The organism is Rahnella sp. CJA17(1/100) (assembly GCF_963881615.1).
Taxonomy (GTDB): Bacteria; Pseudomonadota; Gammaproteobacteria; order Enterobacterales; family Enterobacteriaceae; genus Rahnella; species Rahnella aceris.
The window spans coordinates 359,668-386,062 of sequence record NZ_CAWOJA010000011.1; the positions used below are offsets into that span (position 1 = coordinate 359,668).

The following is a 26,395-nucleotide window of genomic DNA, read 5'->3' on the forward strand; positions in this document are numbered from 1 at the left end:
GCGACGTCTTCCTTTAAGGGATTTTTGTGATCTGCGTACCAATATACCCGATCTCCGGTGAGAGATGAATGCGCATTCCGGGAACTCAGAGCAGTCTGTTATCAGCTATTCTTCGGCCTTGCCCGTTTTCTTTCATGCGATGAGGTTAGTCATGCATCAATTCCATTCTTATTGTATTTCAGCCTCAGGGGAAGAAAGGGGGCAAGGGGATTTCGAGGCCCGTTTTCCTTACTGGAGTTTCACCAAAACCACGATAGCGATTTGCGCGCTGAAGCTCAGTGAACGTGGCGTTTTGCAGCCCGACAGCCGCATTGACGGCGCGGCTTATACACTGCGGCAGCTGCTCAACCACACCGCCGGATTGCCGGATTACGGCTCGCTGAAAATCTATCACGACGCTGTCGCTGCCGGTGAGCAACCCTGGGAGCGCCAAAAATTACTCAATGCCGCCTTAGCCAAAGGCATGCTGTTTGCACCCGGTGAAGGCTGGTCCTATTCCAATGTTGGCTACATGCTGGCCCGCGAGCAGATTGAAGCCGCGTCCGGACAAAGTTTTGCGCAACTGGTGGCAGACATCATCACCACACCGCTCGGGCTCACCAGCATTTCTCTTGCCACCACGCGCGAAGAGTTCGCGCAACTTCACTGTGAAGCCGCCGGAAAGTACGATCCGGGCTGGGTGTATCACGGCTGTCTGGCAGGCAATGTGCGGGACGCCGCCAGACTGTTGCACGGTTTATTCACCGGCAAACTCCTCAGCCCGGCGTCGCTGGCTGAAATGCGGGTGACATACCCGCTCGGCGGAGCCCTTGAAGGGCGACCGTGGACCGAATGCGGTTACGCGCTCGGGCTGATGAGCGGCGCAATGGGAAAAGCCGGACGCTCGGCAGGTCACTCAGGCGGCGGTCCGTCGTGCGTGAATGCGGTCTATCACTTCCCGGATCTCAGCGAACCCGTGACCGGAGCCTGCTTTACTGACGGATATCACGAAGGGGAAGCCGAGACTGAACTCGGCAGACTTGTGCAAAACGTCGAATAATGCGGAAAGGGGTTCAGACCTGCGGTTCATGACAACAAATACACAGTTTATTACCATCGGCGTCGCGGAAATACGCGCCGTAATAATCCGCATGATAATGCGGACGTAATCCCGGCTGGCCTTCGTCCCTTGCGCCATTGGCGATAGCGTATTCATAGATCCGATCAACCGTTTGACGTGTTTTTGCCAGCAATGCCACCATCTGGCCGTTACCGGCGCTGGCGGTATCGCCATCAAGAGGTTTGCCTATCAAAAATAACGGGCGCGGTGCATCAGGTGCCATCCACGCCGCCCAGGGTTTTTCATCGTCACAAAACTTCAGGATATGCCCCAGTTCAGCCATCACCGTGGCATAAAATTTGTAGGCGCGCTCAAAGTCGTTAACGCCGATACAGATGTGTGAAATCATGGGTGCCTCCATTGAAACTGAACACTTTTTATAGCCGGTTATGGCATTGCGTGCAGACTTTTGTCGTCAGACAACCGGAGCATTATTCCACTTTGTGCTAAATTAGCCCTCATTCTTACCCGTATTCCCCGAGGCAACATGTTCACTCCGCTCAACCGTACCACCCGTGAAATGAAGATCAACAATGTTGTGCTGGTCACTAATGCATTGAAATCACTGGGGGCGGCAACAAAAGCAGATTTAGCGGTTGCTACCGGGCTGAGCATTGCGACATGTGGTGCGGTGCTTAATGAACTGAGTCTGCGCCATGAGGTACTGGCGCTGGAACTGGAAGTTTCTCGTGGCGGGCGTCCGGCGCAGCGCTATGCATATAACCCGGACTTCTTCTCCGTACTGAGTTTGTATGCACAGGGCAGTGACGCGGCGGCGCAGATTATCTGGTCGGTGAATTCAGCCACGGGTGAAAGCCTGGCTCAGGGCGAAGTTCGTTTTTTGCCGCTGATGCTGGCAACGTTTTATCAGCAGATTGAATCGCTGCTGGCAGATTACCCGAATATTAAAGCGCTGGGCGTTGGATTGCCGGGTGTGGTGGTGAAAGGTACCGTCGCGACCTGCGATATCACGGTGTTTGCCGGTGTTGCCATCGAACAACAACTGCGTGACCGTTTTGGCCTGTACGTGCAAGTCGATAACGACATGAACTATACCGCCTGGGGTTTTTACCGCAGCAGTTGTGCCGGCGTCACTGCGCCGGTTGCCTATGTATTTAAGCCGGATGTCCCTTGTCTCGGATGCGGGATGGTGATTAACGGACAGGTATTACAGGGCGCAAGCCAGTTTGCCGGTGAAGTTTCCAACCTGCCGTTTGAGCATCTGAACACGCTGCCGGTGGCGGAGGAGATGGCAAAAGTGATTGTCTCGCTGACGGCGATTATCAACCCGGTCACCATTGCACTCTCCGGCCCTAAAATCAGCGAAGCGCTGATCCCGCAACTGACGGCACTCTGCCAGCAGTATATTCCCGCGCAACATATGCCTGAACTGACTTACCGCCCCTCCATGCGTAAGGATTATCTGCAAGGCATCACCGAACTGACCCTGCATAATTACAATCTGTACGTCGCTTTCGGTGAGTAATCCGTATTGACTTTTTTTTGCCCTCACCTCTATACTCGCCACTTATTAAAAGTCTTTTAATAATTAATTTTCTGCCGGGGGAACCTGATGTCACTGTCATCTGAAATGGAAAGTGTAAACGCGCATGCCGGAAGTCCTGCCCGACGTGTCGCCACGCGGGCTATATTTTTTGTTACCGGCATGGCGATGGGGTTGTGGGCGGCGCTGGTGCCTTACGCGCAGTTGCGTACGCATTCCGAAGCGGGTGATCTCGGATTACTGTTGCTGTGCCTGGGCGCGGGGTCACTGTTGTCGATGCTGGGTTCCGGTCGGATTATTGGCCGCTTCGGTTGCCGGGCGGTGATTGTGGCCGCCGTGGTGCTGTATTGCCTGATGTTGCCGTTGCTGGCGGTATTCAGTGATATCGGGTTGCTGGCGCTGAGTCTGTTTATTTTCGGCATGGGAATTGGTCTGGCTGATGTTGCGGTCAATGTGCAGGGAACGCTGGTTGAACAGGCAGCGGATAAACCGCTGATGTCTGGCTTTCATTGCCTGTGGAGCGTCGGCGGTATTGCCGGGGCCGGTGGCGGCGCGTTACTGCTCAGTGCCGGTATTTCGCCGCTCGGCAGCACGTTTTTTGCCGTGGCGCTGGTTATCATCGTGACTGCCTGGTCTTTCCGCGGCATGTTACCGTTTGGCGCGCATGAGGAAGAAGGGGCTGAGGGCAAACCTAAAGCGAGACCGAATTTTCGCCTCGCGCTGATGGCCGTGATGGCGATGATCTGTTTTATGGCTGAAGGTGCGGTGCTCGACTGGGGTGGCGTATTTCTGACTCGTGAGCGCGGGCTGGCGCTGGAACATGCAGGCTGGGGCTTTGCCGTGTTTGCTGTCGCGATGTCGCTGATGCGCCTGACCGGCGATGCCATTGTCAGCGCGCTGGGACGCAAAAGAATTCTGGTGGTAGGCGGTGTGCTGGGGATCGCCGGTTACCTGATGGTGGTGCTGTTACCGGGCTGGATCCTGCCGTTATGCGGGTTTGCGCTGGTCGGTATCGGTGCGGCCAATATCGTACCAGTACTGATTACCCTCGCAGGCCAGGAGAAAGTGATGCCGGTGAATATGTCTGTGGCGATGGTTGCCACACTTGGGTATCTCGGTGTGCTCGGTGGCCCGGCAGTCATTGGCTTTATCGCCCATTTATCCAGTTTATATGTGGCATTTTCGGCGGTAGCTGCCGCGTTTCTAATCATCACGTTTGGCGCATACAAACTGAAGTATTGATTGTTTTCAAAGATCAAGGTTTTATAACTGAGTAGCAAATTTGCCCGCTGGCGCCTCAACCCCGCCAGCCTTCTTTTACTGTTAATGATAAAAATCCGACCCTGCAAGGAGCTGTGATGGCCGTAAAACTTATTGCCGTAGACATGGATGGAACCTTTCTGAACCCGCAACATGAATACAATAAAATCCGTTTTCGCGAGCAATATCAGCAACTGCTGGCGCGCGATATCAAATTTGTGGTGGCCAGCGGTAATCAGTATTACCAGCTTAAATCTTTCTTCGATGACATCGATGAACAGATTGCCTATGTGGCGGAAGGTGGGGGTTATGTCGTCGACAAAAAAGAAGAAGTTTATTGCGGCAAACTCGAACCTGAACAGGTCGCTGACGTACTGCACTGGATCAGCCGGACACCGGGCATTAACACCATCGTTTGCGGCAGAAAGGGCGCGTATGTACTGAACGGCACCGATGAAGCCTTTATCAGCCGGATGCGTCGTTACTATCACCGCCTGAGCAAAGTGAGCGATTATGCCGAAATCAACGACACGATTTTCAAATTCGCGCTTAGCTATAGGGAGGATGACGTTTATCCGCTTATGGGCGAAATTACCCGCCATCTGGGCAATATTGTTGCGCCGGTTACCAGCGGGCACGGTTCGGTGGATCTGATCATCAGCGGAAATCACAAAGCCTGCGGCCTGCAAAAAATCCAGAAAATCTACGGTATCCGGGATGAGGAAGTGCTGGCCTTCGGTGATAGCGGAAATGATCTCGAAATGCTCAGCTATTGCGGATTTGGTTTTGCGATGGAAAACGCCTCGGCAGCAGCCAAAGCTGCCGCAAAATACACGGCACCATCAAACAGCGATGAGGGTGTGCTGAACATTATCGATGATGTGCTTAATGACCGTGCGCCGTTTGCCTGAACGACGAAAGACTGAAAAAAAGTGAACTGAAACAAAAGGCTGCCAGAGAACGGGCAGCCTTTTTAATTGTGCAAAAACTTAAGGTACGTAGTCCGGAGGAACATCGTTGTTTCCCGGCGGGGCCGGATAGTAGTCCGGTGGCACCTCTGACTGTGCCTGAGGTTGCGCACTGTAACCATAGCTGGCATCGACCGGCACTTTATTGCCTTTGGCGTACATACACTGGGTGTAGACGGTATCGTATTGATCCTGCAAATTACCGCTGCTGGCACCTGCGCCGTTACTGCCCATCGCGCTGCCAATCAACAAACCACTGCCTGCGCCAACCAGCGCGCCCGCTCCGGCCTGATGAGACGCCGCGCCTAGCAGCGCACCCGCCGCCGCACCCACAACGGTCCCCGCTGCGGCGGTATTGACCGCGTTATTATTGGCTGTTTGTGCGCCGCCGTTAACACTGTTGTAGGCGTCATTCCGGCAGGCCATTTCATCCATACGGAATTGCTGATAATCCTTACCGGTGCCGGGTAACACCATCACATCGGGCCGGGTGGGAGGAGAAACGCAGCCGGAAAGCGCTGCAGTCAGGGCGATAACCGCCAGCGGAGTGAACCTGTTCATGAAATTATCGCCTGTTAACGCGGTGCGGAATCACCTACAACCACCTTCATCCAGCCGCGCGGACAGCGCTGCACATGCGGATAGTAGCCCGCAGGATTCTGGCAGTAATAGGCATAGTCAGGAGTTTTCTCAACATATGTCTGCGGTTGTGCTGGTGTAACGTAGACCACCGGCGGCGGCCCGTAATACACCGGAGGCGGTGGTGGTCCCCAGGGGATGCCGACGATAATGCGCGGTCCACCGTATCCACCGTGATAGTAGCCGTGACCATAATAACCATGCCCGTAATAGCCATAGGCAAACGATGCAAAGCTGGCAGACATCAACACGCCAGCGGTCAGCATCAACAACAACCTTTTCATAACAACCTCGACGCGCAATGATCGGATACAGGGAATGGCTTAAATGCCACCATTCCTGAGCGTAACGATACGCCCAAGTGTGGGAAAAGGTTGGCGGGAGATCAGGGTGAATCTGACAAGGTAACGCCAGCAATTGTGAGCAAAAAATTCACGGGAAAAGATTACTTTACGAACATCGGGGAGGGCGTGGGAATATCGGGGAAAACCGCCCGGTTCTGTTAAAAAACCAACCCGGCGGCGGATGAGATGCGGCGTTAAATCAGGATTTTTTCTCTGCCGTAAAGCGTCTGAACGCTTCAAGCGTTTCATCGCTGACGTGATGCTCAACACCTTCTGCATCGAGGCGCGCGGTTTCGGGGCTGATCCCAAGGGCAATAAAGAACGCTTCTACGACGTTATGACGCTCGCGGTTTTCCGCTGCCAGCCGCTCACCTTCAGGCGTAAGGAAGGTTCCGCGATAGGGTAACTGATGAACCAGCCCGGCATTGGCCAGCCGTTTGAGCGTTTTTGCGACGGTAGGCTGAGAAACCCCCAGCCGCGCGGCCAAATCGACCTGACGCGCTTCGCCAAATTCGTGGATTAAGTCTGAAATCAGCTCAACGTAATCGTCCATTAATTCCCGGCGATGTGCCTCGCGCACCTGTAAAAAACCCTGAGCGTGTTCTTCCACATCCAGTAATGGATTTATTTTTTTTTCTTTCACTACGCCTGCCTCTTTCTTGCTCAACGGTTTTTACCGTTGCCGCGTACACCACGGCAACTCACGCATTGTAAACCAAGTACACACATCTACCAATTTCTGAAAACTTTGCCTTGGCTATGGAGTATAGCCTGTGCTATATCTGAATAATAAACCGCCGGTTAATGCGCAGAGTGACAGGAGAGATTTGATGGAAAAAGGACAAAGCATCTTAAAATTATTCAGCTATTCGCCGTTTCGTTTGCGACTGATGCTGGTCGGGATGATCGTGGCGCTGATCACCGGAAACGCGCAGGCGGCCGAAAAAGACAAAAAGAAGTTTAAAGTCGTCACCACTTTCACAGTGATCCAGGATATCGCGCAGAACGTTGCCGGTGATGCGGCAACGGTAGAATCCATCACCAAACCCGGCGCAGAAATTCACGATTACCAGCCGACGCCGCGCGACATCGTGAAAACCCAGTCGGCGGATCTCATTTTGTGGAACGGTTTTAACCTTGAACGCTGGTTTGGTCGTTTTTTTGCCAACATCAGGAATGTGCCCTCTGCGACAGTGACGGACGGCATCGCGCCTCTGCCTATTCAGGAAGGACCGTATGTCGGCAATCCAAACCCTCATGCCTGGATGTCCGCGAAAAATGCGCTGGTTTACGTCGAAAATATCCGCGCCGCGCTGGTGAAATATGACCCTGAAAACGCCGCCGTTTATGACCGCAATGCTAAAAATTATGCCGAAAAAATCAGCCTGCTCGATGCGCCGCTGCGTGAGCGTCTGGCGAAAATCCCGGAAGGACAGCGCTGGCTGGTGACCAGCGAAGGCGCGTTCAGTTATCTGGCGAAAGATTATGGATTGAAAGAAGCCTACCTGTGGCCGATCAACGCGGAAGAACAGGGTACGCCGCAGCAGGTGAAAAAAATCATCGATCTGGTGCGTCAGCAAAATATCCCGGTGGTATTCAGCGAAAGCACAATCTCGGACAAACCGGCGAAGCAGGTCAGTAAAGAGACGGGCGCGAAATATGGCGGCGTGTTGTATGTCGATTCACTGTCTGCCGCTGACGGGCCGGTGCCGACTTACATTGATTTGCTGAAAGTCACGGTGAGTACCATCGCAGAAGGGTTCGGACAATGAGTGACACCAGGCTGCATCTCAAGGTTGATGATATTTCGGTGACCTACAACAACGGGCATACCGCGATTGAGAATGCCTCGTTCACGCTGCACGGCGGCTCGATTTGCGCACTGCTGGGCGTGAACGGCAGCGGTAAATCCACGCTGTTTAAAACCATTATGGGGATTATCCGTCCGACGCACGGGCGGGTGACACTTGATGGTCTCAATGTTGCCAAAGCACTGAAACAAAATCTGATCGCGTATGTGCCGCAGTCGGAAGAGGTGGACTGGAATTTCCCGGTGCTGGTGCGGGATGTGGTGATGATGGGGCGCTATGGCAAAATGTCGTTTCTGCGCATTCCCTCACAGGAAGATAAAAAACAAGTTGCTTCCGCGCTGGCGCGTGTTGGGCTGACGGAGCTGGCCCACCGCCAGATTGGCGAGCTTTCCGGCGGTCAGAAAAAACGCGTTTTCCTGGCGCGTGCGCTGGCACAACAAGGGCGGGTGATGTTGCTTGATGAGCCGTTTACCGGCGTGGATATCAAAACTGAAAACGCCATTATCGAATTGCTGCGGCAACTGCGCGAGGAAGGACATCTGATTCTGGTGTCGACGCACAACATCGCCAGCGTGCCCGATTTTTGTGATCGCGTGGTGCTGATTAACCGCACGGTGATGGCTTCCGGTCCGCTGGAAACTACCTTTACCCATCAGAATCTTGAAAATACCTTTGGCGGTGCGCTGCGTAATATCGGCTATCTGGTGCCACAAGAACCGGTGAGGCGGGCGGTATGACCGAACTGTTGCTGGAGCCGTTTCAGTACAACTATATGGTGAAAGCCATCTGGGTGAGTGCGGGGGTCGGTGCAGTGTGTGCCTTTTTATCGGCGTATCTGATGCTCAAAGGCTGGTCACTGATGGGCGATGCGTTGTCGCATTCGGTAGTGCCCGGTGTCGCGGGCGCTTACGCGCTGGGCTTTCCCTACGCGATCGGCGCATTCGGGACCGGTATTCTGGCCGCACTTTGCATGACACTGTTGCGTCACTTCACCAAACTGCGGGAAGACGCGATTATCGGTTTCGTGTTCTCCACGTTCTTTGCCCTTGGCCTGTTACTGGTGTCGCTTAACCCGACATCCGTTAACGTGCAGTCGATTCTGTTCGGCAATATTTTAGGGATTGATGACGCCGATATTTTACAGGTACAAATTATTGTCGGCGTTTCGCTGCTGGTGCTGTGTCTTATCTGGCGTGACCTGCTGGCGGTATTTTTCGACGAAGCGCATGCGGTTTCGGTCGGCCTTTCGCCGCTGTGGCTGAAAGTGATTTTCTTCACTATTTTCAGCGCGTGCAGCGTAGCGGCGTTACAAACTGTCGGCGCAATTTTAGTGATCGCAATGGTCATCACACCCGGCGCAACGGCCTATCTGCTGTCAGACCGTTTTTCACATCTGCTCATTATTTCTGTGATCATCGGTGCAGTGACCAGTGCAGCGGGGGCATGGCTGAGTTATTTCCTCGATGGTGCAACCGGCGGGGTGATTGTTTGTCTGCAAACCACCGTCTTCCTGCTGGCGTTCTTGTTCGCGCCGAAACATGGCTGGCTGGTGAATCATTTCCGCATTAAAAACCGGAGCCGCGCATGATGTCCTGGTTTGATGTGCTGATGGAGCCGCTGAGCTTCGATTTTATGCAACGTGCTCTGCTGACTGCCGCGGCCACCAGTATCGTCTGCGCAATGTTTTCCTGTTTTCTGGTACTCAAAGGTTGGTCGCTGATGGGGGACGCCATTTCTCATGCGGTCCTTCCGGGCGTAGTGCTGGCCTATCTGGCAGGAATCCCGCTGGTGATTGGCGCGTTCGGTTCCGGCCTGTTTTGCGCGGTCGCGACGGGTTTCATCAAAGAACATTGCCGGGTGAAAGAAGATTCGGTAATGGGGATCGTCTTCTCCGGTATGTTTGCCGGTGGTCTGGTGCTGTTCTCGCGGGTGAATACCGAGCAGCATCTCAGCCACATTTTGTTTGGCAACGTGCTGGGTGTGACCGACAGTGAAATGTTGCAAACCCTGATTATCGCCGCTGTCGTGACGCTGGCGATTATCCTCAAATTTAAAGACCTGATGCTGTTTTGTTTTGATCCTGTACAGGCGAAAGTCATCGGGCTGCCGGTACGTTTTTATCACTATGCGTTGTTGTGTATGCTGGCACTGACCATCGTCGCAGCGTTACAGGCTGTCGGTGTGGTGCTGGTGGTGGCGATGCTGATTACGCCGGGCATTACGGCGTTTCTGCTGTGTAAGACGTTGACGAAGATGCTGGTGGTTTCCGTGACGACGTCACTTTTTGCAGCCATCTCAGGCACTTTTATCAGCTTCTATATTGATGCTGCGACCGGGCCGACAATCGTTCTGGTGCAGGCGGCCATTTTCCTGCTGGCGCTGACGGCGAATTTACTGCGCAAATCGATTAAGCCGCGTCAGGCCGCACCGAATACTTAGTACCGGCGCGTCAGGACGCCGTATTCCCTTTTTGAGCGATTCTGATGACGCCGCTGGCTACCTGCCGCATAAAAGCCTACCATCGATCAGCAACACACGGGTTTATTGAAGTTCAATGAAGTAAGAGTTAAGGATTGTTATGAGCGAAGTTGCAAGTTCCATCAGTGTTGGCGATAGCTTTACTGTCAAGAACGGCTCAACCCATGAAGTCACTGGCTTTGTGAAGAAAGGCGAAAGAATTTACCCGACGATCAAAACTGATCACGGCGATTCGAACTTCACCTTCATCAAAGAAATTGTTTCAGTGAATAAAGCGTAACGTTAACGACCTTCTCTATGAGCGCGGCCTGTTTGTATTAAGCAAAGAGCAGGCTGCGTGATGTGGTTGCCTTCAGAAATCCTTCCTGCCTCACCTCTGTCTTTGCTATACCCTATGTCTTTTGATGCACCAGCCCTGTCCGACGGAAGAAACGGGTGCAAATCATTTAACGATATACCGGCAGTAAATTTACGCTCGACAGAATGTGCACTACCGCATTCAGTACGCCAAACAACAGCACCAGCACAATCATTTTATTGCCGCCCCATACACGGTAGAGCGGGCTGCCGAAGCGCTGGCGTGATGCCCGTGCCATCAGTGCCGGAACAATCACCGCCCAGACCGTGGCGGCGAGACCGGCAAAACCAATCGCGTAAATAAAACCATCCGGGTAGATCACACCGCCAATGATCGGCGGCACAAAGGTGATCAGTGCGGTTTTAAATCGACCGGTACGGCTGTCGTCGAATTTGAAAAGGTCAGCCAGATAGTCGAATAACCCGAGTGTCACGCCCAGGAATGAACAGGCCACGGCGAAGTTGGAGAAAATGGTCAGCAGCAAATCCAGCCCCGCACTGTTGAGGATCTGACTCAGGGATTGCACCAGCACATCAATATTGCCACCACGTTCGGCGATGCCAATAAACGCCGTGCGTGGAATGTTACCCATCGTGCCCAGCATCCAGATGACATACAGCCCGAGCGCCATAAGGGTACCCAGCAACAGGCATTTTTTGATGATCTGCGGGTTCTTGCCGTAATATTTCATCAGGCTCGGTACGTTACCGTGATAGCCAAACGAGGCGAGACAAAACGGCAGCGTCGCCAGCACATACGGTGTGTAACTCGGGTTCAGCTCCACGCTGTTAAGCAAATTCACCGGTTTGATGTGCCACAGTAAGCTGCCAAATGTCAGGAAGAAGGCGATGATTTTGGCACCCAGCACAATTGCAGTCATGCGACTCACGGCGCGGGTGCTGAGCCAGACAATAAACGCAACTGCCAGTGCGGTCAGCAGGCCGCCGAGGCGGGGAGAAAAGCTCACTGCCATTTCGCGTAGCGTATGTTGAATAACCGAACCGCTGGCAGAAATATAAGCGTAAGTCAGGATATACAGCACGAACGCGATGGTCATGCCATTCAGCCGGTTCCAGTTTTTCCCCAGCAAATCGCCGGTGACGGTATTAAAACTCGACCCTACCGGATAGTTAAGATTCGCTTCGAGGATCATCAGGCCGGAGTGCAGCATACAAAACCAGATAAAAATCAATGCGGCAACTGACCAGAAAAACCAGGCTCCGGACATCACCACTGGCAAAGAAAACATCCCTGCGCCGATGATAGTTCCACCGATAATCATTGCGCCACCCAATACAGAATGCTGCGGAGCGGTCACGGAAAGCGTCGCCATAGTGCGGATCCTCGCGTGGCTTTTATCACGATTCGTTAAGTGAATTGCTGTAAAAGATTTGATATGAAAATTGTCCGAAAATCGCGCGTTTATGCTGCGGTCAGGGCCATGAGCGCAGCAATATAGTGGATTTGAGCACTGATGTACACTGTTGAACTAGCTTGCTGGTACAAAAGTAGTTGTTATCACGTTCAGCGGGGCGGGGAGGCAGGAGATGTGCACGCAGGATTATTTTTATTCGACTTTTTGGTTACTTGCCTTATCAATATCTTTGGTATAGGTCACAGATTTCATTATGTTTTCTAATATGGCATAGATTAAAAAACCTGTTCGTAAATACAGGGTTGACACACGATTTATAACGAGTAGATTAGAACTCAGCACCAGAGAGAAATGGGATGAAAATTTTATTTCGCGGTGCATTTAGCAGGTTGATAAACTTGCAAGTAATGAGATGCGATAAAGGCCACGAAGTATTTTAGTTTGGGTGATTCAACACCGGATTGTCATTTAAAATCCGTGAGATGATGCTTTAAGGCCATGCAGTAAAGCTGTAAAATCGCATGATGTGGAAGAAAACGCGATGATGTAACGCCTTGTTAGTCAGAGTAATGTTCGCGATTTGGGTACGTTAAGTCTGAAATCGAGAATATCGCGACGAGAGTAAGGTCACGCATCAAAGAGTATATATCGCGAGGGTGATGTACTCATTTATTCCGACTGAAAACCGGTATAAGTGAAATTAACAGGATACCGATGTTATTCCACAAAATTATAGGAGGATAGCGTTACCTGGCTTCAAAATATATCCTGTGAAAATATGTGCATCTTTAGAAGTTGTAATATGTAATTAAGTTGATGAATGTTAAATATTAATTTGGTAGTACCTTAAAAGCCTCGGTTTAACGACTGGGGCTTTTATATTTTAACTGCCAGATTTTAATTACTTTCCGCTAATCGCCCCTTCCAGAATGGCTTCCGCACCCAGACAAACGAGGAAACACACCAGGGTGGTTTCTTTTTTTGCCGAGGCGGCAGGCAATGCACTTTCCTCATCACTGATCGCATCACCTTTTGACAGGCTGACGTCCGCAATGCTGATTTCGCCATCCATGACATACAACCACTGTGCAAATCCCGGATGTGCCGGAATTTCCGTGGTGGTATTTTCATCCATGCGGATGTCATAAACATATACTGCCTGACGAATTTCCAATGGGGATTCAATCCCTTCCGGCGCGGCCAGCAGCGTCCATTCGTTTTGCTTTACGCCGTCCGGACGTTCCATGAACTGCACACGACTCTCGAGATTTGCTTTGCGCGGACGAATGAAAATCTGCAACATTTCGGCGGGCACCAGCGGTGTGGATTCTTCATGCCAGAAGCTTTCTCCGGCATTCATCATCATCAGCTTTTTCGGTGAGAGCGATATCCGATGACCGGCAGAATCTTCGTGCACCATCGAACCGCGCCACATATAGCTGAAGATTTCATCGTTGTTATGCTCATGCATTTTCACCAGCGTACCCAGTTCCAGGTTGGCATGATCGATAACACTGAGCGGTCCGAATGCATCATCGCTATTTTCGGGCAGAATTTTCCCGGGGCGCATGCGGCGGATACGGAACGGGCCGTATTCGAAGGTGGTTTTAGGCTCAGCACGTAAAACGTTAAACATAATTTCTCCGGCAGGAACAGCAATGCGTTGTGTAAGTAAAAATCAATATACAGTTTCTTAACATATGTCTTTAAAGCAGATCCAGCAACGCATTCAGTTCATCAATCTTTTGTTGCCACTGGCGTTGCAATTCCGGTTTCTGATGCTTTGGTTTGCGCGCCAGGTCGTCTTCCAGCTTGTTTTCCAGCGCCATCAGTGTCGCCAGCAAGCGTTCCTCTTCAGTTTCCTGAATCACCACGCTTTCCAGCCTCACGTCCGACACCGGCGCGTCGGCAGGAGGAACCGTGCCTGCCAGAATCGCATACACCGGCGCGGGGGAATGCCATTCTTCCAGACGCTGCTGGTCTATCAGCCAGAAGCGGTTGCAGCTTTGCTCGATCAGCGTCCTGTCATGGGAAACCATCAGCACTGCGCCGCTGAAGGTTTTCAGCGTTTCCGCCAGCTCCTCTTTACCTTCCAGATCCAGATGGTTGGTCGGCTCATCAAGTAACAAAAGGGAATAGTTCGCCAGCGTCAGGCCGATAAACAGCAGCCGTGAACGTTCGCCACCGCTGAGCGTGCTCACTTTTTGCTGATGACGGATATACGGAAATCCCGCGCCAATCAGCGCCATTTTTCGCTGTTCTTCGGTCAGCGGCGCGAAATGCGCCAGGGCATCAGAAAGCGAATCGTTATCCTGCAATTGATGTTGGTTCTGATCGTAATAACCCATTCGCACGCGCGGGTGGAAAATCACGCCTTTGACCGTCGTTTCCGGGCAGATAAACGCCTGCCACAAACTGTGCAGAAGGGATGATTTACCGCAACCGTTAGCGATGTTATCGCCGAATACAAACGCTGGAAATCCGAGTCATGGCGTTACGGCACGTCCGAACAATTCCCGTGGCGCCACCCGATTTTGTATCACATCTGCGTCGAGATGCGTCGAGAAGGCATAGAACGCCGCCTGACACAGCCGGAAATGGACAAGCTGGCCGGTGTGAAGCTGGCGCGCTGGGAGAAAAAATTAGCCGCGGGCTTTTCGGTACCGCCAATCCGCCGACAGATTGCTGCACCAAAGACGCCAGTAGGCCCAACACCGGCCATGCAGATGGCAGCAGGGAAACGCTATGTCGAATGAGTACGAACCGGACGACGATGCCTGCTGGCCAGTCGAACCGGATGAAGAACTGGAATGCCAGCTACTGCAAACGCCAGCCGGTCGCCAGATGTTAGCGAAGTCAAAACAAAACAGCGAGGAATGACCAATGAGCACCACCGTAGAAAAAATACTGAATGAACTGCAGGAAACCGGGAAGGCAACTGCCCTGATCGTCGCGGATTCTCTGGGGCTGGAACCAGGTATCGCTGTGGCGATGCTGAATAACCAGGTCAAAACTGGGAATGTGAAATGCCTGAATGGGTTTTACTCGATCACCGAGAAAGGTCGCGATTACTCTCCTGAAGCATCCGTGCCAGCAAAAACCAACAAACCGCCAAAACCACGCCCTGCGCGTCCTTTGAAAGCAGAACCTGTCAAAAAAGCCGAGGTAACCCCGAAGCAGCCACCCGCCCTGGTCGTCATTTGGAGTGATGATGATTTTCTGACTCTGAGCATCCCGACACCGGAATCCCTCACTAAGCAAATCCGTAAGCATGAAGCCAACGCCAGACGGCTGAAAAAACTTCGCGCCACCATCCGCTCACTGCAGCGCCAGAACGTGCAGGCGGTGCGCCATGTCTGATACCAACAACCTGATTCAGAAGGTCCGCCCTCTGCAGGATGACGGCTGCGACTACACCGCAACCATCATCGACCGCTGGAACTGCGCCGCGCGTGCCCGTAGCCGCGTACCGGCAACACCTCCAGTGAAGCCTGCGCCTGTCACTGAAGCCGCCAGAGCAACTGGTGTTGTTGTGAAGATCGGCAACAGAATTTCTTACGTTAAACGCGTTGTCACCGGCATTTATCAGCTGCACCTGTCCGGTAAAACCAATCGGGAAATTGCTCGAGCACTCTGCATATCAGAAGACTCAGTGAATCACCTGCTCAAGCGCGGAACGCAGGTTTATGGCGCCAGCGAATTACCGGAACTCGAGCCGGGTGCTGATGGGCTGATTACCGTTCACCGGACACCGGAGGAGGTTTTCAGCGAAAAGACTATCGCATCGTTTGAAGGTATGGCGGTAACGATCGGTCAGCGTCGCAGGGATAAAAGCGATCGGGTACGCAGCAGCACAGACAGGTTCCAACGCAGAATCTGCGCGCGGTTCGCTGGAAAGCTTGGCGCGCTTTATGCGTAATAATCCGGGTGCGGAAGGATTTCTGAATCGCCTGGGTGTGCAGACGCGGGACGCCAGCGGCAACATGCGTGACATGTCTGCCGTATTTACCGGTGTTGGCCAGCAACTCAGCAAAATGCCGTATTACCGCGCTAATCAGTATGCTCAGATGCTGGGTATTGATGAAAACACGCTGATGGCAATGCGTCGCGGTATGGGTACGTTCAGCGCTGAATATTCGGCCATGGCAAAAACCATCGGGTATAACGCCGATCAGGCTGCTGTCGGTTCTAACCGTTTCATGACCTCACTGCGTGATTTCAGCGCGATGGCGGGCATGGCGCGGGACAAAATCGGGTCTAATCTCGCTAATGGACTGGCTGGCTCGATCGATAGCCTAAGAAAACAAATCCTCGATAATTTCCCGAAAATTGAAGACACCATTACGCGCGGCGTGCGCGGGCTGTTATGGCTGGCGGATACCATCGGGCGAGTTGTGTTCCGGCTGATTCAGGCCGCCGGTGATATCCGGGAGTGGTGGAACAAACTCGATAAGGGGACTCAGCAGCTTATCGGCACGTTCGGCGCGTTGATGTTGGCATGGCGTCTTCTAAATACCGCCTTCATGACTTCACCGATCGGCATTATTACCACGCTGATTTTATCTCTGGGTTTTCTCTATGATGATTACAAGTCATGGAAGGAAGGCAGTAAAAGCCTGATTGACTGGGAGCAGTGGCAGCCCGGTATAGAGTCGGCCAAAAAAGCACTCGACTGGTTTACCGATAAGCTGAATGACCTCAATACCGGCACTCTCACCTGGAAAGGAACGCTGAAGGGCCTTTCTGATTTCATGAAAGGTGACTGGTCGAAAGCCATTAATGATGCCATTAACTATGTGAATCTCCGGTTCAATGGTTTCTTTGAAGATTTCGGCCGTAAGCTGGCAAACAGCCCGTTCTGGCGACTTCTGCGAAAAGCTCACATCATGTCCGACAAAGATACGCAGGACATGCAGAACTTCTTTAGCGGTACGCCTGATGGCGGTGATCCTGCGCAGTTTGCTCAATCGGTGAGGCGGCCACAAGCATCGGCCAGTGGTGCGGCGTTGCTGGGGTGGTTAAGCCCCACACTGGATAAGCTGGAAGCGCTCTATCATTTGCCTGATGGTTTACTGAAAAGCGTCGCTATCACTGAATCCAGCGGAGATCCGAACGCCCTCGGCCCTCAGACCAAATACGGGCAGGCGCAGGGATTATTCCAACTGATGCCAGGAACAGCTAAAGAATTGGGATTGAAAGGTAATGATGCCTTTGACCCGATTAAATCTGCACAGGCTGCCGCTAAATATCTGGCTCAGTTGCTAAAGGCGAACGGTGGCGATTTGGATAAGGCGCTGGCATCGTATAACTGGGGGATCGGGAACGTCCAGAAGTATGGTTTGGGTCTGATGCCTCAGCAAACGCGGGAATACGTGCCGAAGGTGCGCAGCAATATGCCGGGGAATGGCGTAAATCAGCAGAACGAAACCCACATTTATATCTCCGGCGTGAGCGATCCGCGCGAGGCCGGGAATATCGTTGCTGATAAACAAAACTCCGTAAATTCCAGAAACACGCAACAACTCAAGAGGGGTAATGGCTGATGGATGTTCTCTCTGTTCTTTTTTCCCAGCGTTCGCGCAGGATAGGGATAATTATTCCAGATGTAGTCATTACGGAGAAACACAGTGATTCGCTGGAAATCACAGATCATCCCGTAGAGGTCCCAACATCGAGCAGCGGCGGAGCGAGTGGTGACGGTGTCGGTTATATCGCTGACCATGCTTTTCGCAGACCATCAGAGTTAGTTATGGAAACGGGATTTTCCGGAGGCGGCTCGGTACTGGATTTTGCTGATACGTCAGGGCTTGGTCTGACGCTGGGGAAAAGCCCGAAAGAAATGTACGAGGAACTGCTCGCGCTCCAGCGTTCCCGGAAACCCTTTGATGTAGTGACGGGTAAGCGGATGTATACCAATATGCTGATCCGCGTTCTGGATGTCACCACTGATAAAACGAGTGAAAATGTTCTGATGGCGACCCTCACCCTCAGGGAGTTGATTACCACACAAACGCAGGTGATCGCGGGCGCTGCCAAGGAAAACATGGCTCAGGGTGTGAATACCAGCGCGACGCAAAACACTGGTATTAAAACGCCAAAGGCTGTGAGTCAGTCGATTCTCAGCAGTATCAGCGGGTTCTTCGGAGGATAAATGGTCGTCACTGAAATTCCTTTAACGGCCGATAATCAGACTTTCAACATTACGTTAAACGGTAACGCTTTGACAATGCGGATAGTCTGGCGTGATGCTTTAGGTTGGGTTATGGACCTGCAAGATAGCAGCGGCTCGGATCTTGTAGCAGGTATCCCAATGGTCACGGGGACCAACCTGCTGGCTCAATATGCCTATCTTGGTCTTGGGTTCGGTTTATCTGTAGCGTGTGATGAGCCTGGCGTGGAGTATCCCACTCAAACTGGTCTCGGAACAACGAGCCATCTTTATGTGATAACGGAGTCATAATGTCCGAGAACTGGATGCGTCACTTTGAGATACAGCTCCTTGATGATAATGGCAACGGGATTGTGCTATCTGACTTGAAGGTGACATTCGACATTCAAAAAATGCCTGCCACTGTATTTAACGGTTTTGTTGGAAATTTCAAAATTTACAACCTGTCGCCAACAACACAGAACCGGATACAAAAGAAAGAATTTGGACGCATTCGTGTTATCGCTGGCTACGATGGCAATATGGACGAGATGGGGAATTATCCCGATCAGAATATCGGTATGATTTTTAACGGTGAGATCCGCTTTACCGTTGCGGGGAAAGATAACATCACCGACACATGGATACTGATTCAGTCAATTGATAGCTGGAATGGGCACATGTACGCAGGAATGCGTACCACGATTGCCGCGGGCTGGAAGTGGGACGATGTTTTCAGGGCCGCAATGAAAACGTACGCGCCTTTTGGGATTACTGTTGGGGCGGTGCCGGAAATGCCAAAAACCGTTTTCCCGCGTGCAAAAGTCATTGTTGGCAACACCTCTGATGTGATGAACAGCATTGCGGAACAGTGTAAGGCGGACTGGTGGTTTGAAAATAACCAGGTTCATATCCTTCCAGAAACGGCATACCTTGATTACACAGTTGTCCTTAATGCAAATACCGGTCTTATTGGGATGCCACAGCAGACCATGGAAGCGGGGGTAAACGTTCGCTGCCTCATTAATCCGAACATAAAACTGGGTGGCGTTATTCGTTTGGATCAGGCATCCGTATATCGTGCAAGCCTGTCAAATGAAGCTGTTGGCGTGTCTCCAAGCGCGCTGGGCGAGACAACGATAGATGGGAATATATACGTAAATGGATTGCCTGGCGCACAACTAGCAGCAATCAATACTGATGGCGATTACAAGGTTGGGGCGATAAACTATACTGGCGACACGCGCGGGCAGAGTTGGTATATGGATCTTCTTTGCCTTGCGAATAACGGGAAAGATAAGCTGTCTCAAGCCACCATTGACATAACGACACCGATACCATGAAAAAACTGATTGCATGTGTCATTTTTATTTTTGCTTGCCCTGCCATGGCATCGATAACTTGCACCACAACCGTAACAGGGACAACGTACTGTACCGGAACTGACAATTCCGGACGAGCAGTTGACACTCAGTCGCATACAACAGGAACAGGAGCAACAATGAAGACTGGTAGTGAGAATGGTAGGCAGATTAGTCGTGAGTGTTACACAACTAATACTGGCACAACCTATTGCGAATAGTCATTGGTTAGTCATGGTGATTATGTGTTTGCGGTTTATAATGAATTGGTTTTTTTAACTATATAAATTATTGGTCAGGCTTATGGCTATAACAAAATCCGGCGTAGTAATTTTTTTAGCGTTTATCGGTTTGCTTTACTATGGTACTGCGGAGAAGAACAAGGACAATGATAGATATAATTCTTTAAAAGGAAAGCCGCTATCTGAGTTGTCAATTGAAGATAAATCATTTTTAGAAATAAGAAAAAAAGAAGAAGCAGAAAAAGCTACACGCGAAGCGCTCCAAAGAAAAGAAGCTGCTGCCAGCGCACAAAAAGCAAAAGAGAAAGGAAAGGAGGGTAGAGCAGAGCCCTTATCTGAACAGGTACTTTTACAGAATGAAGTGATTTTTACTTGTAATGATCTTGCCAGAAACATGCTGGCATACCCCGATTCTTACAGTAAAGAACAAACCGAAAGTGGCATCAGCAATGAAAATGGCAAAAAAGTATATTATTACACCCTTCATTTTTCAGGCCTTAACGCTTTTAATGCAAGAGTTATCCACACGATAGAGTGCTACGGGACTATTGGCGACCAATCCAGACGAGTTACCTATAGAACATTCTAACAACCCGCTTCGGCGGGTTTTTTTATGGGGTCCATATGCCAGTTTCTCTAAGTTCCCAGGTCGGTAACCGCGAGCACCTCGACGCCGCACTGTCCAAAGCCATCTCAGCGGGTTTGCGGGTGGCAATGCCGGGGATCATCCAGTCTTTCGACCCGGAAACCGCTACCTGTGTCGTCCAGCCCGCAATCATGGGTACTAAAACTGACGAGGCAGGCAATGAGCAGTCGGCCCCGCTTGCCCTTCTGGCAGACGTTCCTGTGCATTTCCAGTGCGGCGGCGGGGTTACTTTGACTTTCCCGATTAAAGCTGGTGATGAATGTCTGATTATTTTTTCCGATCGTTGCATCGATTTTTGGTGGCAAAGTGGCGGTGTCCAGGAGCCAGTAGATTCCAGACAGCACAATTTATCTGATGCTATTGCTATTGTCGGGCTACGCTCTGAGCCACGAAAAATCAGCGGCATCAGCACCAATACGGCACAGATGCGCAGTGACGACGGTTCAACGTATTTCGAACTTAATCCGGACACACAAAAGATCACTATTGTCGCCCCTGGCGGATTCAGCGTTATAGCGCCGCAATCCACGTTCTCGGCGGCCGTGACTATTCATGGCCTTTTATCGTGGATGGGCGGCATGATCGGCACCATTGCATCCGGCACGGCGGCAACGATTACCGGCGCCATCAAATTTATCGGCTCGCTGACTTCCAACGGCAAAGACATCAGCGATCAGCATACGCACGGCGGCGTCCAGACGGGCAGCGGGAATACCGACAAGGTGAACTGATATGAGATATCGACGCGAAGACGCTGACGGAGATTACACGTTTGGCCGGGGCGATAACACGTTTCTGATTAACTCGCCGGATACTGTGGCGCAGGCGGTGAAAACGCGATTTTTACTCTGGCGCGGGCAATGGTTCCTCGACACGACCGCCGGAACGCCTTACATCCAGTCAGTTCTCGGAAAGCAAAGCCCCGACGTTTATAACCTGGCGATCCGCCAGCACATCCTGCAAACGCAGGGCGTGAATTCAATTATCTCCTTTGATACGTCCGTTGACAGCGCCACACGGCGCGTATCTTTCACGGCTACCATAGACACCATTTACGGCAAGTCCACAGTAACAAGCGAGGCGTAATGGCTATCAATCTTGACACACTGGGGTTATCGGCGACGGTAACAGCTCAGGGGATCAGCGCGCCTGATTACCAGACCATCCTCAGCACATTAACCGGCTACTTTCAGCAAATTTACGGGTCTGATGCCTACTTAGACCCGGACAGTAAAGACGGGCAAATGGTGGCGTTGTACGCGCTGGGAATCCACGACGCCAACAATACTGCGATTGCCACCTATAACTCATTCTCTCCGGCAACGGGTATCGGTGTTGGCCTGTCCAGCAACGTGAAGATAAACGGCATTTCTCGCGGAGTGGCGAATAACTCGACCGTAGATCTGCTGATTACCGGCACCATCGGGCTGATAATCGCCAACGGTTCAGCGAAAGATTCAAACAACATTATCTGGACCCTTCCCGCGTCAGTGGTGATCGGGACCGATGGAACTGTGCTGGTAACGGCCACTTGCGCCACTGCGGGTGCGGTCGCCGCTCTGGCTGGTACGGTCACCGGCATCAATACACCGACACGCGGCTGGGTATCGGTCACTAACCCGAGCGCGGCCACGGTCGGCACTGCAGCAGAGACCGATGCGGCTCTGCGCACGCGGCAAACTCAGAGCGTAGCTTTATCCTCAATAACGCCATTTGATGCGCTTGATGGGGCTATCGCTAACATTTCCGGCGTTAAACGCCATGTGCTTTATGAGAACGATACCGGCAGCGTGGATAGCAACGGATTACCGGCGCACTCGATCACCGCCGTGGTTGATGGTGGTGACGCGACGGAAATTGCAACGGTCATCCGCTTGAAAAAAGGTCAGGGCGTCACGCCGAACGGCAGCACAGTTATCACTATTCTGGACGCCTACGGAAACCCTCACCTCATTGGTTTTAATCGTCCAGTTCCGGTCCCGGTATATGTCGATATAACTATCCAGGCATTTTCCGGGTATACGTCTCAAGTCGGTGAGGACATCAAAACAGCGGTTGCCGCTTACATTAACTCCCTGAGCATCGGGGCTGATGTGCTTTTAAGCCGGGTCTATTCCCCGGCAAACCTCGGCGTGGTCAGTGGTGGAGAAAGTCGCTATTACGATATTACCAGTCTGCTGATAGGGAAAAGCACTGGTTCATTATCGGCCAGCAATATCACCATTGTTTTTGATGAGTCAGCAACCTGTGATGTTGCAAACATCAATATAACGGTTTTGCCATGAGTAAATACACCGAACTCATCACCAACTACCATCGGCAAAAACCTCTCTTTGTCGATCACATTGACCTGATAACGCGACCTTTCACCGATGCTATTGGTTCGATATCAGGTTTAATTTCAAAGTTTGATATTGATGCTGCAGAGGGCGTCCAGTTAGATATTTTGGGGAAATGGATTGGCAGGTCGCGCGTTGTTAGCCAGCCAATCTCCGGCGTCTACTTCTCTTTTGATACCGATAATCTTGGGTACGATCAGGGTTCATGGCAAGGACCGTATGACCCAGATGAAGGTTTCACCAGTCTTAGCGATGAAGTTTACCGGATTGTGCTGAAGGCAAAAATTGCCATTAACCACTGGGATGGCACAAACGAAACCTTACCTGAAATCCTCGATACAGCCTTAGCGGGTTCCGGCGTCAGAATGGCGATAGTCGATAATCAGGACATGACTATTTCAATCTGGGTTTTATCCGAACCGCAAACCCTCAGCGATACTGACCGGCTTATTCTGGACAACAGTTTAAACGGGGATGGGTTTGTGACGCTGCCAGATGGATATGTGGCAACAGATTACACGGCATTATCAATGAACTCCGCATCGGCTGAAATAATCGCGGTAATTAAACAGGGTTATTTAACGGTCAAAGCTGCGGGGGTTTTCTCCGGTGAAATTATTACACCTTCTGATGGTTACCAATTTTTTGGTTTCGATGTGGATAATGATTATGTTGCCGGTTTTGATAATGGAGCGTGGGAGCGAAACTTATAACCTGTTCCGCTAATTAAATTATGAAAGTTATTAGTAAGGAATAAAAATGTCACAGCGTTATAACACCGATAATCCAGTGCCATCAAGCGTTCTCACGGATTTAAATGATAACCTGCTTACCATTGACGAGTTTGTAAATAATACTTCAGGTGAGGCTACAAACCGAAAAGGGGAGTCATTTCCTGTTCTTCAGGCTCAAGTTGCAGCCAGAATTGATGAAATAACCGGTGCGGCTCAGCAGGCTTTTGACAGCGCTGAACAAGCTTCAGGTTTTGCAGACTCTGCTGAAGCAAGCAACCTAAGCTCACAGGCAGCCGTGACTGCTGCCCAGGCCGCCGCAACGGACGCGCAGTCCATCTCTGACGGCGGATCAACATTTTCCACGAAAGAAGCTGGGCTCGCGGCTATTCCATCTGGAAGCTATTTCAGAATTCCTCAAGGCGTTGGAAACGTTAAAAGTTTCATTTATTATCTCAATAGCGGCGGCGTAGCTGTTCCTGTATCTGAGCAGGCTGGATTTGCGGCTATTGATGCGCAAAATAAATCACTTGGTCTAACTTATTCTCAAGGAAATTTATTTACCCTTGAAAATCTCGACTTAATCACGTCAATCACCCTTAAGTCCGGGAGCGCTTTAACACCAATCGCCTCTGCTATATTAGGTCTTCCTGCGTGGATGCTAAGCACTACCGTGGGGAAAACAACAGAACAGGGTACTTACCTTGAGTATTTTCCATCGTCAAAATTCCCTACTGGTTTTATTTCTGGCTCGATTCAGATAGTCAATGTTTCAGCAACTGACGGTACTACAGCAAACTGCCGAGTGGGTGTTTTCCAATTCAACTCATCTGGCGTAGAAATCACAGCAGCCAGAAATATTATTTCCGTTTCTGGCGCGGATGGGGTTTCATCACCAACGGTATTTGAGTTTACGGCCATCCCTCTGGATGCATCTTGTGCTTATGTTTCAATGTATATCGGGGTGTTATCAGGCAGTACGACGGTAGCACGATCTTTATATTTTAGAGATATGATGATTGCGGATGGTAAAAATGCATCCTTCCGAAGGACGAGCATTAATAAAGCATCATCTGCAGCCGCTATCCTGGGTTCTAACAGTACCGATTATCTGACATCTGCTACTTCACTGGCACAAGCCACAGATATTGCCGGGTTCAGTGCTTTTGAAAATCTTTACCCTGACAGCACGCTGAGCCGTTGCGTTGTAGGGGATGCCGTACCTGGCTGGCCGGTCCAGTTAGTTGTCTCTGAAAAAAATGGCGAACTATGCCTGGTTACTCCCGCCGGGATTACCGGCGCTGGCGGATATGACTTTGCTAAAATCCCGGTATCTAACGTTAAATCCGGAAAGTTATCAGTTTCATGTGTAATTTTGGAAAAGATAGGCGATCAGGGGGTTAATGCCTCATCAGGGCTTGGCAATCTCCGCATCAGACTATCTGCGTATGACAGCTCAGGCAATTTGATTAATACCGCGTGGCAGAATGCCAGTGGAAACGATGATCCGACAGTTGGGACCGGCTGGCAGTATTACACCAGAAATATTCCGAGAGCGGATATCACGCAAAAGACAGTCCTGAACATCGCGTCGAACATTACGCTGCCGTCTAACGCTGTATCAATATCTCTAAATATTCGTGTTGAAGGTCTTAATGGCGTAGCTGTTCCACGAGTTTATGCGGGCCGTTTTTCTATTCGCGAAGGACGAAGCGCAAACTGGGTTCGCCATGGTGAAAAAGGGGTAGCCTACGTAGCACCATCAGGAAATGACTCCACAGGTACAGGCAGTGCTACGTTACCCTTTGCAACGCTGGATAAAGCGAATGACGCGATAAACGGCATGGGGACGATTTACCTTGCTGCTGGTGAATATACCAACCTGTCAATCAGCAACAAAAAAGTGAAGGATGTAAAAATAGTTGGCATTGAGGGTAATTATTTATCCCGTCCGCTCATTCGCTACGGTACTCCCCTTGCTGGGATCACCAAGACAGCAGGCCAAAATTATGTTTATCAGGCCGCATGCACAGGCTTTACCGCGGGTATGTTGCCGCCGTGGATTTGGCTTGATGGCGTGAATGATGTGGATACTCTTGTACCGCAAAGTGAAATGCACGCTGGTTTACGCGGAAGATCCCACCGTCTGGAATGCACAAAATTATGGAGAACAACAGCGGCAGATAAAGCTGGGGCACTGGCAGAAATGGATGTCAACACGGGGCTACCGAAATCTCACTGGGAAGCATCGGAAGGTATTATTTATTTCACGCTTCCTGACGGCGGTGATGCCACTGTTGCAGGGGTTAATATTTATGCGCCTCGGACGGTAACAGGGCTTGTATCAGATGTTTGCGATTACTTCAGCGCCCGCGGCTCACTAGAGATAACCGGCATTGATATTCGCTATGGTGACGTACAAACATCAGGCTTTCGTGTATCACAGAATACTGATGTTAGGGTCCTTGGGGCGCCGGTTAACTGTTTCGATAACGGAAATTGGCATAAAGACTCAAAATGCGAAGCGGCTGGTGCTGGCTCTAATGGCTCATCAACAACAAGTGACGGGTTCAATACTCACGCCTGGTCTGTATATATCCATGAGTATATTTACACGCATGACAATGTGGATGATGGGGAATCTGCTCATGAAAACTGCCTGGTACATGGTCTAAACCCAATATCCGAATACAACGGCGGCAGCGGCTTAACACCTGCCTATGGATGTCAGGCTACGTACATAAACCCGGAAACCCGGAAGAATGCACTGGGTACGCGACTACCGACCGGTAAGCTTGGTGGCATTGAGGCCAATGCCAATCCACTGGATGGGGCTACCTATGCCCGCAGAACGCTAATCCAGGTGTACAACGGGCGATCATATGGTGACAGGAATGGCTATACCTCTCAGGGGTATAGCGGCGCTGATAATCAGCCATATTTGATAGCCTATGATTCATTTGCACAAGATTCCATGTTCTATGGTTTTAACTGCGCTCAGGCGGTTAACTGCAGATACCTTGGATCTGGAACCCCATACAATTCCGCAAGATGTAATCTAGTTACCGGAATACCTCTTTCATAAGGTGATA

At 51.1% G+C, this 26,395-nt stretch carries 28 protein-coding genes and 2 pseudogenes; 23 read left to right on the top strand and 7 right to left on the bottom strand.

Annotation, left to right across the window (positions count from 1 at the left end):
* The first annotated feature begins 151 nt into the window (after nucleotides 1-151).
* Nucleotides 152-1,039 (top strand): serine hydrolase domain-containing protein, encoded by an 888-nt coding sequence (locus tag AACU55_RS07955; RefSeq protein WP_037032892.1) that lies wholly within the window; start codon nucleotides 152-154, stop codon nucleotides 1,037-1,039.
* 13 nt (nucleotides 1,040-1,052) lie between these two features.
* On the opposite strand, the gene AACU55_RS07960 is transcribed toward AACU55_RS07955, so the two are convergent.
* Complete coding sequence (locus AACU55_RS07960) at nucleotides 1,053-1,448, bottom strand: VOC family protein (protein ID WP_037032896.1); 396 nt, start codon at nucleotides 1,446-1,448, stop codon at nucleotides 1,053-1,055.
* Between the two features lie 138 nt (nucleotides 1,449-1,586).
* On the opposite strand from AACU55_RS07960, the gene AACU55_RS07965 reads away from it, so the two are divergent.
* From AACU55_RS07965 to AACU55_RS07975, 3 genes are all read left to right on the top strand, one after another.
* A complete protein-coding gene (locus AACU55_RS07965) occupies nucleotides 1,587-2,585 on the top strand; it encodes an ROK family protein (RefSeq protein ID WP_134705371.1) in 999 nt (332 codons plus the stop codon).
* A gap of 87 nt (nucleotides 2,586-2,672) precedes the next feature.
* Nucleotides 2,673-3,845: an MFS transporter gene (locus tag AACU55_RS07970; protein ID WP_134705372.1), complete on the top strand. Its 1,173-nt coding sequence runs from the start codon at nucleotides 2,673-2,675 to the stop codon at nucleotides 3,843-3,845.
* A 116-nt stretch (nucleotides 3,846-3,961) separates the two neighbouring features.
* Nucleotides 3,962-4,774, top strand: a complete 813-nt coding sequence (locus tag AACU55_RS07975) for a Cof-type HAD-IIB family hydrolase (protein ID WP_037032902.1) — start codon at nucleotides 3,962-3,964, stop codon at nucleotides 4,772-4,774.
* 78 nt (nucleotides 4,775-4,852) lie between these two features.
* Here AACU55_RS07975 and AACU55_RS07980 read toward each other — a convergent pair whose 3' ends face one another.
* The 3 genes from AACU55_RS07980 to mntR all read right to left on the bottom strand — a co-directional run bounded on the left by AACU55_RS07980 (nucleotide 4,853) and on the right by mntR (nucleotide 6,457).
* On the bottom strand, nucleotides 4,853-5,392 hold the full coding sequence (locus AACU55_RS07980; protein WP_013578197.1) for a glycine zipper family protein: 540 nt from the start codon (nucleotides 5,390-5,392) through the stop codon (nucleotides 4,853-4,855).
* 14 nt (nucleotides 5,393-5,406) lie between these two features.
* On the bottom strand, nucleotides 5,407-5,754 hold the full coding sequence (locus tag AACU55_RS07985; protein ID WP_013578198.1) for a hypothetical protein: 348 nt from the start codon (nucleotides 5,752-5,754) through the stop codon (nucleotides 5,407-5,409).
* A 259-nt stretch (nucleotides 5,755-6,013) separates the two neighbouring features.
* Entirely contained in the window at nucleotides 6,014-6,457 is a 444-nt protein-coding gene (mntR, locus tag AACU55_RS07990) for a manganese-binding transcriptional regulator MntR (protein WP_013578199.1), read from the bottom strand.
* A gap of 247 nt (nucleotides 6,458-6,704) precedes the next feature.
* Between mntR and AACU55_RS07995 the strand changes: the two genes are divergently transcribed.
* From AACU55_RS07995 to AACU55_RS08015, 5 genes are all read left to right on the top strand, one after another.
* Nucleotides 6,705-7,586, top strand: a complete 882-nt coding sequence (locus AACU55_RS07995) for a metal ABC transporter substrate-binding protein (protein ID WP_370447456.1) — start codon at nucleotides 6,705-6,707, stop codon at nucleotides 7,584-7,586.
* Nucleotides 7,583-8,362 carry an ATP-binding cassette domain-containing protein gene (locus AACU55_RS08000; protein ID WP_037032910.1) on the top strand — a complete coding sequence of 260 codons (780 nt, stop codon included), beginning with the start codon at nucleotides 7,583-7,585 and terminating at the stop codon, nucleotides 8,360-8,362. The genes AACU55_RS07995 and AACU55_RS08000 overlap by 4 nt, the downstream gene beginning before the upstream one ends.
* Nucleotides 8,359-9,213, top strand: coding sequence for a metal ABC transporter permease (locus AACU55_RS08005; protein WP_013578202.1), 855 nt, complete (start codon nucleotides 8,359-8,361; stop codon nucleotides 9,211-9,213). The genes AACU55_RS08000 and AACU55_RS08005 overlap by 4 nt, the downstream gene beginning before the upstream one ends.
* Entirely contained in the window at nucleotides 9,210-10,064 is an 855-nt protein-coding gene (locus tag AACU55_RS08010; RefSeq protein ID WP_014416695.1) for a metal ABC transporter permease, read from the top strand. The genes AACU55_RS08005 and AACU55_RS08010 overlap by 4 nt, the downstream gene beginning before the upstream one ends.
* 139 nt (nucleotides 10,065-10,203) lie before the next feature.
* Nucleotides 10,204-10,383, top strand: a complete 180-nt coding sequence (locus AACU55_RS08015) for a hypothetical protein (protein ID WP_013578204.1) — start codon at nucleotides 10,204-10,206, stop codon at nucleotides 10,381-10,383.
* 166 nt (nucleotides 10,384-10,549) lie between these two features.
* On the opposite strand, the gene mtr is transcribed toward AACU55_RS08015, so the two are convergent.
* From mtr to AACU55_RS08030, 3 genes and pseudogenes are all read right to left on the bottom strand, one after another.
* A complete protein-coding gene (mtr, locus tag AACU55_RS08020; protein ID WP_134705373.1) occupies nucleotides 10,550-11,794 on the bottom strand; it encodes a tryptophan permease in 1,245 nt (414 codons plus the stop codon).
* A gap of 943 nt (nucleotides 11,795-12,737) precedes the next feature.
* Nucleotides 12,738-13,472, bottom strand: coding sequence for a pirin family protein (locus AACU55_RS08025; protein WP_014416696.1), 735 nt, complete (start codon nucleotides 13,470-13,472; stop codon nucleotides 12,738-12,740).
* 70 nt (nucleotides 13,473-13,542) lie between these two features.
* Nucleotides 13,543-14,298, bottom strand: a pseudogene (locus AACU55_RS08030) (ATP-binding cassette domain-containing protein); the annotation flags it as partial.
* Between AACU55_RS08030 and AACU55_RS08035 the strand changes: the two are divergent.
* The 14 genes and pseudogenes from AACU55_RS08035 (at nucleotide 14,293) to AACU55_RS08100 (ending at nucleotide 26,388) form a co-directional block, all read left to right on the top strand.
* A complete protein-coding gene (locus tag AACU55_RS08035) occupies nucleotides 14,293-14,592 on the top strand; it encodes a replication protein P (RefSeq protein WP_167686135.1) in 300 nt (99 codons plus the stop codon). The pseudogene AACU55_RS08030 and the gene AACU55_RS08035 overlap by 6 nt on opposite strands.
* Complete coding sequence (locus tag AACU55_RS08040; RefSeq protein WP_256369588.1) at nucleotides 14,582-14,716, top strand: hypothetical protein; 135 nt, start codon at nucleotides 14,582-14,584, stop codon at nucleotides 14,714-14,716. The genes AACU55_RS08035 and AACU55_RS08040 overlap by 11 nt, the downstream gene beginning before the upstream one ends.
* Nucleotides 14,717-14,719: 3 nt before the next feature.
* On the top strand, nucleotides 14,720-15,196 hold the full coding sequence (locus AACU55_RS08045) for a hypothetical protein (RefSeq protein ID WP_134705374.1): 477 nt from the start codon (nucleotides 14,720-14,722) through the stop codon (nucleotides 15,194-15,196).
* Nucleotides 15,189-15,755, top strand: coding sequence for a DUF2213 domain-containing protein (locus AACU55_RS08050; protein ID WP_240785617.1), 567 nt, complete (start codon nucleotides 15,189-15,191; stop codon nucleotides 15,753-15,755). Before AACU55_RS08045 ends, AACU55_RS08050 begins: the two co-directional genes overlap by 8 nt.
* Nucleotides 15,652-17,379 (top strand): annotated as a pseudogene (locus AACU55_RS08055) (transglycosylase SLT domain-containing protein); the annotation flags it as partial. The gene AACU55_RS08050 and the pseudogene AACU55_RS08055, both read left to right, overlap by 104 nt.
* Nucleotides 17,379-17,987 (top strand): phage baseplate protein, encoded by a 609-nt coding sequence (locus AACU55_RS08060; protein ID WP_134705375.1) that lies wholly within the window; start codon nucleotides 17,379-17,381, stop codon nucleotides 17,985-17,987. The pseudogene AACU55_RS08055 and the gene AACU55_RS08060, both read left to right, overlap by 1 nt.
* Entirely contained in the window at nucleotides 17,988-18,296 is a 309-nt protein-coding gene (locus tag AACU55_RS08065) for a phage baseplate plug family protein (RefSeq protein ID WP_134705376.1), read from the top strand.
* Nucleotides 18,296-19,327 carry a hypothetical protein gene (locus AACU55_RS08070; protein ID WP_134705377.1) on the top strand — a complete coding sequence of 344 codons (1,032 nt, stop codon included), beginning with the start codon at nucleotides 18,296-18,298 and terminating at the stop codon, nucleotides 19,325-19,327. Before AACU55_RS08065 ends, AACU55_RS08070 begins: the two co-directional genes overlap by 1 nt.
* Before the next feature lie 321 nt (nucleotides 19,328-19,648).
* Complete coding sequence (locus AACU55_RS08075; protein ID WP_134705378.1) at nucleotides 19,649-20,176, top strand: hypothetical protein; 528 nt, start codon at nucleotides 19,649-19,651, stop codon at nucleotides 20,174-20,176.
* 35 nt (nucleotides 20,177-20,211) lie between these two features.
* The gene (locus AACU55_RS08080) at nucleotides 20,212-20,964 is read left to right on the top strand and encodes a Gp138 family membrane-puncturing spike protein (RefSeq protein WP_134705379.1); all 753 of its coding nucleotides are present in this window, start codon (nucleotides 20,212-20,214) and stop codon (nucleotides 20,962-20,964) included.
* 1 nt (nucleotide 20,965) lies between these two features.
* Nucleotides 20,966-21,319 carry a hypothetical protein gene (locus tag AACU55_RS08085; protein ID WP_013578268.1) on the top strand — a complete coding sequence of 118 codons (354 nt, stop codon included), beginning with the start codon at nucleotides 20,966-20,968 and terminating at the stop codon, nucleotides 21,317-21,319.
* Nucleotides 21,319-22,518 carry a baseplate J/gp47 family protein gene (locus AACU55_RS08090; protein ID WP_134705380.1) on the top strand — a complete coding sequence of 400 codons (1,200 nt, stop codon included), beginning with the start codon at nucleotides 21,319-21,321 and terminating at the stop codon, nucleotides 22,516-22,518. The genes AACU55_RS08085 and AACU55_RS08090 overlap by 1 nt, the downstream gene beginning before the upstream one ends.
* On the top strand, nucleotides 22,515-23,285 hold the full coding sequence (locus AACU55_RS08095; protein ID WP_134705381.1) for a DUF2612 domain-containing protein: 771 nt from the start codon (nucleotides 22,515-22,517) through the stop codon (nucleotides 23,283-23,285). Before AACU55_RS08090 ends, AACU55_RS08095 begins: the two co-directional genes overlap by 4 nt.
* A gap of 46 nt (nucleotides 23,286-23,331) precedes the next feature.
* Complete coding sequence (locus AACU55_RS08100) at nucleotides 23,332-26,388, top strand: hypothetical protein (protein WP_205960124.1); 3,057 nt, start codon at nucleotides 23,332-23,334, stop codon at nucleotides 26,386-26,388.
* Nucleotides 26,389-26,395 lie beyond the last annotated feature (7 nt).

Excerpts from the sequence above, each read along its gene's own strand:
- AACU55_RS08060 (WP_134705375.1), top strand. The coding sequence starts at position 17,379 with ATGGATGTTCTCTCTGTTCTTTTTTCCCAGCGTTCGCGCAGGATAGGG.
- AACU55_RS08070 (WP_134705377.1), top strand. The coding sequence starts at position 18,296 with ATGTCCGAGAACTGGATGCGTCACTTTGAGATACAGCTCCTTGATGAT.
- AACU55_RS08090 (WP_134705380.1), top strand. The coding sequence starts at position 21,319 with ATGGCTATCAATCTTGACACACTGGGGTTATCGGCGACGGTAACAGCT.
- AACU55_RS08015 (WP_013578204.1), top strand. The coding sequence starts at position 10,204 with ATGAGCGAAGTTGCAAGTTCCATCAGTGTTGGCGATAGCTTTACTGTC.
- AACU55_RS08045 (WP_134705374.1), top strand. The coding sequence starts at position 14,720 with ATGAGCACCACCGTAGAAAAAATACTGAATGAACTGCAGGAAACCGGG.
- AACU55_RS07980 (WP_013578197.1), bottom strand. The coding sequence starts at position 5,392 with ATGAACAGGTTCACTCCGCTGGCGGTTATCGCCCTGACTGCAGCGCTT.
- AACU55_RS08005 (WP_013578202.1), top strand. The coding sequence starts at position 8,359 with ATGACCGAACTGTTGCTGGAGCCGTTTCAGTACAACTATATGGTGAAA.
- AACU55_RS08040 (WP_256369588.1), top strand. The coding sequence starts at position 14,582 with ATGTCGAATGAGTACGAACCGGACGACGATGCCTGCTGGCCAGTCGAA.
- AACU55_RS08050 (WP_240785617.1), top strand. The coding sequence starts at position 15,189 with ATGTCTGATACCAACAACCTGATTCAGAAGGTCCGCCCTCTGCAGGAT.
- AACU55_RS07955 (WP_037032892.1), top strand. The coding sequence starts at position 152 with ATGCATCAATTCCATTCTTATTGTATTTCAGCCTCAGGGGAAGAAAGG.
- AACU55_RS08000 (WP_037032910.1), top strand. The coding sequence starts at position 7,583 with ATGAGTGACACCAGGCTGCATCTCAAGGTTGATGATATTTCGGTGACC.
- AACU55_RS08065 (WP_134705376.1), top strand. The coding sequence starts at position 17,988 with ATGGTCGTCACTGAAATTCCTTTAACGGCCGATAATCAGACTTTCAAC.
- AACU55_RS08010 (WP_014416695.1), top strand. The coding sequence starts at position 9,210 with ATGATGTCCTGGTTTGATGTGCTGATGGAGCCGCTGAGCTTCGATTTT.
- AACU55_RS08085 (WP_013578268.1), top strand. The coding sequence starts at position 20,966 with ATGAGATATCGACGCGAAGACGCTGACGGAGATTACACGTTTGGCCGG.
- AACU55_RS08025 (WP_014416696.1), bottom strand. The coding sequence starts at position 13,472 with ATGTTTAACGTTTTACGTGCTGAGCCTAAAACCACCTTCGAATACGGC.
- AACU55_RS07960 (WP_037032896.1), bottom strand. The coding sequence starts at position 1,448 with ATGATTTCACACATCTGTATCGGCGTTAACGACTTTGAGCGCGCCTAC.
- AACU55_RS07970 (WP_134705372.1), top strand. The coding sequence starts at position 2,673 with ATGTCACTGTCATCTGAAATGGAAAGTGTAAACGCGCATGCCGGAAGT.
- AACU55_RS07995 (WP_370447456.1), top strand. The coding sequence starts at position 6,705 with ATGCTGGTCGGGATGATCGTGGCGCTGATCACCGGAAACGCGCAGGCG.
- mtr (WP_134705373.1), bottom strand. The coding sequence starts at position 11,794 with ATGGCGACGCTTTCCGTGACCGCTCCGCAGCATTCTGTATTGGGTGGC.
- AACU55_RS07965 (WP_134705371.1), top strand. The coding sequence starts at position 1,587 with ATGTTCACTCCGCTCAACCGTACCACCCGTGAAATGAAGATCAACAAT.
- AACU55_RS07985 (WP_013578198.1), bottom strand. The coding sequence starts at position 5,754 with ATGAAAAGGTTGTTGTTGATGCTGACCGCTGGCGTGTTGATGTCTGCC.
- AACU55_RS07975 (WP_037032902.1), top strand. The coding sequence starts at position 3,962 with ATGGCCGTAAAACTTATTGCCGTAGACATGGATGGAACCTTTCTGAAC.
- AACU55_RS08100 (WP_205960124.1), top strand. The coding sequence starts at position 23,332 with ATGTCACAGCGTTATAACACCGATAATCCAGTGCCATCAAGCGTTCTC.
- AACU55_RS08080 (WP_134705379.1), top strand. The coding sequence starts at position 20,212 with ATGCCAGTTTCTCTAAGTTCCCAGGTCGGTAACCGCGAGCACCTCGAC.
- AACU55_RS08075 (WP_134705378.1), top strand. The coding sequence starts at position 19,649 with ATGGCTATAACAAAATCCGGCGTAGTAATTTTTTTAGCGTTTATCGGT.
- AACU55_RS08095 (WP_134705381.1), top strand. The coding sequence starts at position 22,515 with ATGAGTAAATACACCGAACTCATCACCAACTACCATCGGCAAAAACCT.